The sequence below is a fragment of the Devosia sp. 1635 genome (genome assembly GCF_013185955.1).
GTDB lineage: Bacteria > Pseudomonadota > Alphaproteobacteria > Rhizobiales > Devosiaceae > Devosia.
This window is the reverse complement of record NZ_JABAOM010000007.1, coordinates 62,416-71,813: the sequence shown is the minus strand read 5'-3', so window position 1 is coordinate 71,813 and position 9,398 is coordinate 62,416. Positions and strand designations below refer to the sequence as shown.

General features: G+C 60.5%; 10 protein-coding genes and 1 tRNA gene. 6 read left to right on the top strand and 5 right to left on the bottom strand.

Annotated elements, in window-relative coordinates; all coding sequences use genetic code 11:
• Positions 1 to 18 precede the first annotated feature (18 nt).
• The gene (locus HRU92_RS19540) at positions 19 to 543 is read left to right on the top strand and encodes a DUF4126 family protein (protein WP_210259547.1); all 525 of its coding nucleotides are present in this window, start codon (positions 19 to 21) and stop codon (positions 541 to 543) included.
• On the opposite strand, the gene HRU92_RS19535 is transcribed toward HRU92_RS19540, so the two are convergent.
• Positions 494 to 1,234 carry an RlmE family RNA methyltransferase gene (locus HRU92_RS19535; RefSeq protein ID WP_172125384.1) on the bottom strand — a complete coding sequence of 247 codons (741 nt, stop codon included), beginning with the start codon at positions 1,232 to 1,234 and terminating at the stop codon, positions 494 to 496. The two genes, HRU92_RS19540 and HRU92_RS19535, sit on opposite strands and share 50 nt — an antisense overlap.
• Positions 1,227 to 2,417, bottom strand: coding sequence for a Ppx/GppA phosphatase family protein (locus tag HRU92_RS19530; protein WP_349236748.1), 1,191 nt, complete (start codon positions 2,415 to 2,417; stop codon positions 1,227 to 1,229). Before HRU92_RS19530 ends, HRU92_RS19535 begins: the two co-directional genes overlap by 8 nt.
• 523 nt (positions 2,418 to 2,940) lie before the next feature.
• On the opposite strand from HRU92_RS19530, the gene HRU92_RS19525 reads away from it, so the two are divergent.
• The 3 genes from HRU92_RS19525 to HRU92_RS19515 all read left to right on the top strand — a co-directional run bounded on the left by HRU92_RS19525 (position 2,941) and on the right by HRU92_RS19515 (position 4,846).
• Positions 2,941 to 3,014: transfer RNA gene (locus tag HRU92_RS19525), tRNA-Gln, on the top strand.
• A gap of 565 nt (positions 3,015 to 3,579) precedes the next feature.
• Entirely contained in the window at positions 3,580 to 3,897 is a 318-nt protein-coding gene (locus tag HRU92_RS19520; RefSeq protein ID WP_173089027.1) for a hypothetical protein, read from the top strand.
• Entirely contained in the window at positions 3,890 to 4,846 is a 957-nt protein-coding gene (locus tag HRU92_RS19515) for a DUF4238 domain-containing protein (RefSeq protein WP_248307278.1), read from the top strand. The genes HRU92_RS19520 and HRU92_RS19515 overlap by 8 nt, the downstream gene beginning before the upstream one ends.
• A 13-nt stretch (positions 4,847 to 4,859) precedes the next feature.
• Here HRU92_RS19515 and HRU92_RS19510 read toward each other — a convergent pair whose 3' ends face one another.
• Positions 4,860 to 5,207, bottom strand: a complete 348-nt coding sequence (locus HRU92_RS19510; protein WP_173089023.1) for a hypothetical protein — start codon at positions 5,205 to 5,207, stop codon at positions 4,860 to 4,862.
• 257 nt (positions 5,208 to 5,464) lie between these two features.
• Between HRU92_RS19510 and HRU92_RS19505 the strand changes: the two genes are divergently transcribed.
• A complete protein-coding gene (locus HRU92_RS19505; RefSeq protein WP_173089021.1) occupies positions 5,465 to 6,025 on the top strand; it encodes a hypothetical protein in 561 nt (186 codons plus the stop codon).
• Between the two features lie 162 nt (positions 6,026 to 6,187).
• Here the strand turns inward: HRU92_RS19505 and HRU92_RS19500 are convergent, their stop codons facing one another.
• Positions 6,188 to 7,741: a DUF4041 domain-containing protein gene (locus tag HRU92_RS19500; protein WP_248307273.1), complete on the bottom strand. Its 1,554-nt coding sequence runs from the start codon at positions 7,739 to 7,741 to the stop codon at positions 6,188 to 6,190.
• Between the two features lie 40 nt (positions 7,742 to 7,781).
• Here HRU92_RS19500 and HRU92_RS19495 point away from each other — a divergent pair, with 40 nt between their 5' ends.
• Positions 7,782 to 8,501, top strand: a complete 720-nt coding sequence (locus tag HRU92_RS19495; protein ID WP_173089019.1) for a hypothetical protein — start codon at positions 7,782 to 7,784, stop codon at positions 8,499 to 8,501.
• 128 nt (positions 8,502 to 8,629) lie between these two features.
• Here the strand turns inward: HRU92_RS19495 and HRU92_RS19490 are convergent, their stop codons facing one another.
• Positions 8,630 to 9,394, bottom strand: a complete 765-nt coding sequence (locus HRU92_RS19490) for an ABC transporter permease (protein ID WP_173089017.1) — start codon at positions 9,392 to 9,394, stop codon at positions 8,630 to 8,632.
• Positions 9,395 to 9,398: the final 4 nt, after the last annotated feature.

Genomic DNA, 9,398 nt, shown 5'->3' with positions numbered 1-9,398 from the left:
AGCCACGGAGTTCTGCGCTTGTTTCATTCCCTTCTGATCGGCATGGCCGGCGGCATGCGGGCGCTGAGCCCCCTTGCGGCCGTGTCCATTGCCGCCAATCGCGGTGCCCTGCCCGCCGATAACGGCGCCCCGCCCTTTTTGGGTCATCCCCTGGTGGTTGCGGGCACGGTCGCGCTCGCCGCCGGCGAATTGCTGGGCGACAAACTGCCCTCCTCACCCGACCGGATCATTGCGCCGGGCCTGGCCGCCCGCGCGATCACCGGCGCCATCACCGGCATGGCCCTGGCCCCGCGCGAACAGCGCTATACCGGGGCGTTGCTAGGAGCGGCGGGGGCTCTCGCCGCGGCCTATCTCACCTTTAACGCGCGCATGGCGGCAATGCGCGACCATGGACAGACCACGACTGGCGTCGTGGAAGATGCGGTAATGCTGGGCGCCACCGCCTGGGTCGTGGCCGATGCCAGCCATGCCAGCACCCGTGCCTTAGAGGACACTAGTCCTCGTCGTCTTCCGCCGCCGCCTCGGGCGCTTGGCGCCCCTTGAAACCCTTGGCCAGTAGATAAGCCTCCGCCGAGTCGGAACGACTGGACGGTGGCTTGGAATGCTGGGTGGTGCGGAAGTGGCGCTTGAGCATGTGCAGCAGCTCATGCTCGGTGCCGCCCTGGAACACCTTGGCCACAAAGGTGCCCCCCGGCGCCAGAACGTCGAGCGCAAAGTCCGCCGCAATCTCGATCAAGTGCACGATGCGCAGGTGATCGGTCGGCCGATGGCCAGTGGTCGGCCAGGCCATGTCGGACATCACGAGATCGGCCTTTTTGCCGCCCATCGCCTCGATCAGCATGGCCGGCGCATCGTCGTCAGTGAAATCCTTCTGCAGCAGGATCACGCCCGGAATGGGATCCATTTCCAGGTAATCGATCCCCACGATCAGCGGATTAGCCTCGGTGGAGCCTGTCGCCGTCGCCGCCACCTGAGACCACCCGCCCGGCGCCGCGCCCAGATCGACCACGCGCATGCCCTTGCGGAACAGATGGTGCTTTTCATCCATCTCCTTGATCTTGAACGCCGCCCGCGAGCGATAGCCCGCAGCACGCGCCCGCGCCACATAGGGGTCGTTGAGCTGCCGCTCCAGCCATTTGGTGGATGAAACCTTGCGTCCCTTGGCCGATTTGACCCGGATCTTGAGGTCCTTGTCGGACTTGCGCCCGCCCGTACCCAGTGCCTTGTCAACCATTGCTGCTTCTCCGCGTCGGATAGCGCGAGGCGCGCGTTCGAGTCTTGTCGGCATCCATCAGCGAAATCAGGATCCCTTCGCGCAGGCCCCGATCAGCCACCCGCACGCGTTCCGCCGGCCATTCGCGCCGGATGGCTTCAAAGATCGCGCAGCCCGGCAGCACCAGATCGGCGCGGTCGCGCCCGATGCAGGGGTGAGCCACCCGGCGATCGAATGGCATGTTGAGCAACACGCGCATGGTTTCATCCACCTCCGCGCGGTTCATCCACAAGCCATCGACCTTTTGCCGCTCATAGCGCTCGAGCCCCAGATGCAGCCCCGCCAACGTCGTCACCGTGCCCGACGTGCCGATCAGGTGCACGGGATGGGTGGTGATCATCTGGCGCAGCTTTTCGCGGCCACGGAACTGGCGCAACTGATCGGCGACATAGGCGACCATGGCCTCGAACACCGCCGGGGTCACATCGACGCCGCCAAAGCGCTCGGCAATCGACACCACGCCCACCGGCAGCGACTGCCAGGAGCGGATCGAGGCGGACATGCGCCCGGTGGCCTTCGGGCGGCCGCCGCGGAAATCGAGCCAGGCGAGCTCGGATGAGCCACCCCCGATATCGAACATGAGGGCTCCCTGCGCCCCACCATCGATGAGGTCGGCGCAGCCGGTCACGGCCAGCTCGGCTTCCGTGCGGCGATCGACGATCTCGAGCTCGATCCCCAGTTCATCCTTGACCCGCTGCAAAAAAGCGGGGCCATTTTCCGCCGCCCGGCAGGCTTCGGTCGCGATCAGGCGCATGCGGGCGGGCTGATGCTCGCGCAGCTTGTTGCGGCAATGGCGCAGCGCCTCGACCGTGCGCTCCATCGCGGCATCGCCGAGCCGGCCGGTGACGGAAACGCCCTCGCCCAGCCGCACGATGCGGGTAAACCCATCCAGCACCCGAAAGCCGCCATCATGGGGTCGGGCAATCAGGAGCCGACAATTATTGGTGCCGAGATCGAGAGCGGCATAGATGGTGCCCCGATGCCGGCGGGGAGGTGGAGGTGCGGCTGATGTCCGCTGTTCCGAGGGGTATGGAGGCGCACCGGCCCCCTCTTCCCTGCCCGGCTGGCCTTGCGCTGGCCGGGAACGGAATGGCGCATCGTCGGCAAGCGACGGCGCTGCAGCGGACCGATCGGGATCGGTCACTGTGAACTCCTGCGTGCACGGTCGCCGGTCCGGCTTGTCCGGACGCGCCCGGGCACTGTTTATTGCGTGTCACGCGATAAGGTAGTGCAAGGGGCGGCCAAGCGCAATGGCAAGGATTGTTGCTGGCGCGCTATCCTCTTGAGGGAGGTAAGGATATCGACCTCGCCCTTGTCCCTTTGTCGCCCCACCCTCGCGGCGCTCAAGCCGGGCGCCAAGTCCCTGCAAAGCGCCCGAGCGCCCGAAAGGAGCATGGCAAGAGCCCACAACGGCGGAGCGGACAGCCGCCATCGGTGGGCAATCCTGGCCAGTTATCTACCCTAAAATCAGCTGCTCGGTGCCGCTTCCCCGTAGGCCGCGCCCTTGGCTGGGCCAGGTTTATCCACTGACCCCGCGCTTTCTCCGTCAAAGCCCCTTGATCCCCACCGCCCATGTGCTAAAAGCCGCCCCGAAGCCAGCCGGGCACCCGCCCCGCCAGCCTCCCAGCGCCGGGCTCGCTCACAGCCCACCGATGCCGCTTGCGCATTGGGGAATAGTTCAACGGTAGAACAGCGGACTCTGACTCCGTCAATCTTGGTTCGAATCCAGGTTCCCCAGCCAGCTCTAACGTTTTGATTTCGCTGCCGAATGCGCTGACGTACGGGAGAATCCCGTGCCCTGCATGTCGCGGTCATGTTGCGCTGCGCTCCCCAGCATTTCCGGCTTTTTCTCAACATACTCGGCGAATCCATGCGACATGGATCGCGACATGACCGATCGCCCGCCGCAGGCGGACGCTTGTGCTTGCCGCTCCTGCCGAGTCATCATTGGCGCGGCGCAGGGATGGGAGGCGCACCAACATGAAGATAATCACGGCCATAGCTATCACATTGATCGCCACGACGGGGGCGGCTGTGGGGCAGCAAAAAACAGAAGAAATGTGCCCCTCGATCGGCGAACTGGCTGCCGTGGTAATGACTATCCGTCAGGACGGCGTGCCCATGTCCACAGCCATGGGGGTGGTTCGCGGGGCGGATGCGGCCCTGGTCGACGTTGCCACCATCATGGTCAAGTCGGCCTATGGCTCTCCACAATTCAGTATGATGAAAACAAACAGACGGCCATTGCCGAGTTCCGCAACGAGTTCGAGCACGCCTGCTACACCCGCGACGATTAAGGCCGCCAAATGCGTAAGGTCATTGTTACAGTCGGCGCTGTTGTGCTGCTGGTGCCGCTGATCGCCTATTTCGCAGGCGTCCGGGTTTTTGTTATTCAGCCCATAGGAGCCTTGCCTGACGGCGTAACGGCAGTGGTGCACGGCCTACCGGGGCTGCGGGCGATAGACAGCCCCGACGCGATCTGCCAGCGGAACCAAGGCGGGGTAAACCTTCTCTGCCGGGGCATTACCGCAGGCACAGTCGCAAGAGACGGCACGATCCTTATGCGCCTTCCCTACATGCCGTTCCTCAAGACGCTGAGCGGTGCGCCTGATCTTGATGAATGATCCGCGGAAACATCACTATATTCCAGAATTTTATCTCAAGCGCTGGGCAGGGGCAGATGGGAAGCTCTGCCAGTTCAGGAGCCGCCCGCATGTGCTTTCCGTCATCGACAAACGTGTTTATCCAGCAGAGACCGGGTTCGTCCGCGACTTGTATCAGGCACGGGGTAGCCCGGACGACATAGCCCAGCGGCTTGAGTCGTTCTTCTTTGCGCCAGTGGATTCCCTGGCAGCGAGCGCGCTCAGGCTGTTGGAGGCGAAGGGCGGCAGTTCCCGGGATTGGACAACCAGACTGAGGTCTGGATGGTCTAGATTCCTGTATTCACTACTTCTCCGTTGCCCCGAAGACTTGGATGCCTTTCGGAGACATTGGCCCCTTGAGTTGGCGGATGTGGACCCAGGGTGGGAGGAGCGATACGCCACAATGCGCGGAGAAGGCCTGCCCCCAACTCTAGCGGATCTCATAGAGCAAATGGCGCCCGATGAGGTGGAGCGTTCGGGTCTCGTGACGCTTGCTAGCGTGATCGACAGTAAGAACGTCGGCACTGTCATCAACAACATGCAATGGCGGGTTCTCTCGACAGTGGGCGCTTCTAACTCACTACTCACGTCTGATCGTCCCGTCATCCGCACCAGCGGACTAACCAACCGCGGGGACCACATAGCCATGCCGATCAGCCCAACCACGTTGTTCTTAGCAAGCCAAGACACGCAGATGCTGGATCAGATCGAGACCATTTCCCTGAGCGAGTTGGTGCGAATTAGTAATCGGCATGTAGTCAGAGGAGCTGCGACATACGTCTACGGCGACAACGCCAGCCAGCTGCCGTTTGTGGCCAAGCACCTCGGGCGCGAGCCACAGCATCGATTGATGCAATCGGTGCTTGACCGACGTAAGCATGAAATACGCGAACGTTGGCTATCCATGGCAAAAAAAGCTTCTGCTCAGTAGCCGGTGAGAAGCCTCAGAGCAGCTCGACAATCTTCCGCCGCAGCCACTCCTCTGGCGAAATCCCCTCCTTGGTTGCCCGGTAGTTCAGCCAGGTGCGTTGCAGGTTGGTCAGGGGCACTTGGCACCAAGCTTCCCCGGAGCCAGGCCCTACGCCCCACCGCTGCAACAGGACACGCACATAGCCTTCGCTGATACCGTCGCCCATCTCCTCGGCAATCCGGTTGGCTGGCCGGCCAAGACCGGCCAGATAGCCCAGCTTGCCGTAGTAAGCTCCGGTGCGCGTCTCAACAAAGCCGCCTCGGTTGCGCTTACGATCAGTCGGCAGCTTGCGTGGGCGGTTCTTTGGTTCAAGTAGGAGCACCGGTTCAGACACAAAGCACATCGCGATGACATTAGACCACCGGATCGTAACAGACGTTAGACGAGCGTTCAATCATGGCGAACGAACACACATGCGGTTGGAGGGCTGCTGGTAATGAATGTTAATCATCAATGGGGTCGTGCCCCGTCAGGAGTGATGCTCGTGAATCCAGGTGCGGAAGCGGACAATGCGCGGACTTGAGCCGGTAGCGGCCTCACAGGCGCCCGCAATGAGATCACCGCTTTCGGGAGGCGTGCTTGGCAACGAACTTTGGGCTCCACCGACCGGTCCATCTTCTGGGCAAATTGCGATACGATTTGTACCGGCTTAAAGAAGCCAAGGTATCCAGCGAAGCACGGTATGCAGCGCTGGATTGTGCAAATGACGCTTGGCACCTGGTGGATTGGGTACTCGCTTCGGTTTCACCTGAACGGCACAAGGAGTTGTGCGGGCATAGAACACTCTCAAGGGAAGCTGCAGCAGGTTTCCGGGACCGTTACTCTGAAGAGCTTCCCAAGCTCAAGACCTGCCAACAGATCGCCAATACGGGCAAGCACCTGATCCTTAGCAGGCAGACAGTCGACCAGAATATCTCGACATTCTCCTCGGCCCGCTTCGATCCCGCGTTCGATGCCACCGCTCCGACCTGGACTGGCGACTTGTGGCCAGTTCTGCATGTCGAGGACGGAAATGGGACGTCGGAAGCCTCGTCTTTCTTCGGGTCAGCATGGGAAGATTGGCACGCATGGCTCTCGTGCCATGAGCCAACACTCCTCTATGAAGCAGACTATGATGGGCGGTTGCTGCCTGACGTTTGATTCGCACCAGATACACACTGTGCCGGCCGCACTGGCTGGCGCCAATTAGCACGCGAAACTACCAGAACTGCACGCCTCTCCCGTTCAGACCACGGGCAATCACTCCAGCAGCAAAGTCCTTGTGGGCGAGCCGAACGGCCGAAGGACCGGAGCTATTCCCGGCTATATAAACGAAGGAAACTGGGCCTCGACTTGCTGGTGCTGTGCTGCAAGCTGGGCATTCCTGAGCGCCATTGTCTCTCGGTACTCCTGAGCCTCTACGTCCCTGAAGAAGCTGGCTGCGGGGGCGAGCCGGCGAACGGCGCCTTCGACCTGATCAAGTGAAACCCGGAAGAACTCCTTGCGGAAATTGGTGGCGTTTACCCGTTCTTTCGCAAATTCCTGATGAAGCGCCCGTTCCAACGCCGGGGCCTCATCACTGTAAATAATGGCATGAGTGTCGAACAAAAACGGCACACTGGCGTCACCCAATTCTCGTACTCTATCAGCAGGGTCGAGCCGGCGCGTCAGGCCAATTTTCACCAGGTCGGGTCCGAACGATCCGATGTTGGAGATGATGTAGACGTAACCAGACTTCGTCATTTCAGCCATCGCGCGAGCGCGCTCTGCCTTTGCGTGAGCTTCAGCCAGATCCTGCTCCAGCATTGCGATCTTCTGAGAAAAGGCGTCGAGCTTCGGCCCAACAGCCTTGGCTGCCTCGGCGTGCGCTTTGTCGAGCAACCGCTGGTACCTGGCTTCCTCTTCCTCAGCTTGCTCCATCTCGCGGATGAGCTTTTGCTCTTCGCGCGAGGCTCGACTGGCTTCCAAGCGCTCCTCTTTTTCCTCCTTCAGCTTCTCACGATACTCATGCGTCAGACGAAGCTCCTCGATCTTGAGGTCGAAGAACCGATCGGTGATCTCCACTGCATTGGACGCATTGTGCTTGTCGATCTGGTTCCTGGCATTTTCGATGCGCTTCTCCATGGCATTGGCGTTGTTCCACCGCGTGTTTGCTATGGCTGCATCGCACTCACTGTTGAATGCTCTCAGCGTCAGGCGAATGGCCCGGTCGGACATCGTTTTGCCCTTTGCCGCGCTCCCGTCGACAGTCCACGCTGTTCGGCAGATTACCGCCGACTTCGCCGTCACGAGGGACTTCTGCCGCTCACGTACTGCCTCGATAGAGGACTTATATTCCTCGCTGGAGTCGAAATCGAAATGTGGCTCGTACACCCCCATCTCAGCGAACGCGAGCCGCTCATCGAAGATTGCAACCTGCTTAGCGAGGCGATCGTAAACAGCTTTTTTCTCGCTGTAAGACTGCCGCAGATCCTCTACGTTCTGCGCGAGGGCGCTGTTTCGAGCGTTAAGAGACGCTAGGGTCTTCTGAGCAGCTTCTTCCCGCTGTCGAGCCGAATTCTCCGCCACCTCTACAATGCTCGCGGCTTCGGCATCCGCGTCCACTATCTTAGAAAATCGGCTCTCCAGCGTCGTCCGTTTAGCGACTTCCGCGGCAACTACTCGCGACCATGATCTGTGCTCGCGCCACATCGCAAGCACCATGATTACCACGGCCACGAACGGCGCTGCGAACAGCACAAGCACTACGGGTTCTGACATGTCGCGCTCCACCGAGACCAGTACTGTACGAGACAGAGGTGGAATATGAAAGTCGCTAGCAATCAGCGTCTTAACCTGCTCACGCCAGCGCTTTGACGGCTGGTGCTTTCTCGGCATTGATGCTCCAACTGTGGAGGGATCTAGAGGGGGAACGTTTATGAAGAGACTTGTAGTTGGGCTGGCTATTGCGGGGGCTCTGGCGGGCTGCAAAGCTGAAATGGTTGAGGTTCGCCTTTCGGCAGAGGACATCAACAGTGCACTTGCCGGAGAAGATGTAACCGTTCGTTTCGCTGCAAGCTTCAACGTCCTGGGCGAGCTTGATGCGGAGCAGCGAGCTCAAATGGATCAGCTGCAGGCAATCGCCGAGCGCTACTTGTCAATTGACGACTTCCAAATGACGCGAGGCGATTACGGCTCTGCGGAGCTGGAGCTCGAAGGTGAATTGCCACTGATCACGTCGGAAAACCGTGCCGGTGCCGCCAGAAGTGCCTTCGCGATCTTCGTTGATGCGGTTGAAGGAGAGCCCCTACTCTCTGCCTTTTCCCACTCTGTGCGCCTTGGCACCACCGAGACCTTTGCCGCCATGGAAAGCAACATGCAGGAGGTCAACATCATGCTGGCCGCTGATGCCGTTCAACCTGTCCAGTTCCGGTTGCGGGCCGATGCTGGAGCTGACCTCCAGGTTCTCGCCGGAGGCTTCCAGCTCTCTGGCGAAAGCTTCGGCGTGAGGACCATTCCTATTGAAGACGGGGACTCTGCCACGATTACATTCAAGGGCGGAGCATACGATGCAGTCGCCGGATCGTTTCTGATCTCCCTGGATCAGGGCCCAACAGTCGCCTCAGAGCAGTCCAGCCCCGCGCGGAAGGTGAAGTAGCCGATCTGGTGGCAGGCGCTGTAATCCCTCTGAGGTATTGACGTGCCGGGGATGTTGCGGCGTCCCCTTCGCCGAGGTGGGTTCCTACGGCACCACCGCAATCTCACCCGTTAATCGCGGCTAACGTACTAGGCCCCCTCGGGGTCAAGAATGGCGGCGCTTTCGTGCCAGCCGAGGATTCTGCGCTCGGCCTCTGCTACCAGGACATAAAGACCAAATCCAATAAAGGAGAGGATGAAAACGGTGACCAGAACTAGTTCGACATCCGACGTTTCTTGGCCGAGGCTAAGTAAGTACCCCAAGCCGGAGCGCGCGCCCATTAACTCACCGATCACTGCTGCGGTCACGGCCAGGGTGACCGCGACCTTCAACCCCGAGAACAGCATAGGCATCGCCATTGGCAGCTCCAGACGCCACACACGTTGAAACGAGTTCAGGCGAAGGATCCGCGCGAACTCCTCCAGCTCAGCAGGCATGGCCCGGAGCGAAGACAGCATGTTTGAGAGAATTGGAAAGAAGGTGACGATCGCGACAAGTACAATCTTGGGCGTCATGTCGAGCCCTAACCACAACAACAACAGTGGCGCGATGGCTATCTTGGGCGCCGTCTGGAGAAAAACGATGATGGGGTTGAGAAGCATCTCGACTAACGGAAGACGATCGAAAACGAGAGCCGCGACGACCCCGACTACAACCCCGATGGCGAGGCCGATAAGAATCTCAGCCAGAGTAACCGGGATGTGACCCAGAAGCCCCGCCTGGGTCGTCAGGAACCAGGCTTTCTGCACCAACGCCCACGGTGATGGCACCAAAAACGCCGGCACGTTGAAAATTATCAGGAGAAGCTGCCAGAGCGTAAGAAAGACGACGAGCGAAACGACGGTTCTGAGCACGAAC

Coding starts and splice junctions, on each gene's coding strand:
- HRU92_RS19495 (WP_173089019.1), top strand. CDS start 7,782: ATGAAGAGACTTGTAGTTGGGCTGGCTATTGCGGGGGCTCTGGCGGGC.
- HRU92_RS19500 (WP_248307273.1), bottom strand. CDS start 7,741: ATGCCGAGAAAGCACCAGCCGTCAAAGCGCTGGCGTGAGCAGGTTAAG.
- HRU92_RS19520 (WP_173089027.1), top strand. CDS start 3,580: ATGCGTAAGGTCATTGTTACAGTCGGCGCTGTTGTGCTGCTGGTGCCG.
- HRU92_RS19515 (WP_248307278.1), top strand. CDS start 3,890: ATGAATGATCCGCGGAAACATCACTATATTCCAGAATTTTATCTCAAG.
- HRU92_RS19535 (WP_172125384.1), bottom strand. CDS start 1,234: ATGGTTGACAAGGCACTGGGTACGGGCGGGCGCAAGTCCGACAAGGAC.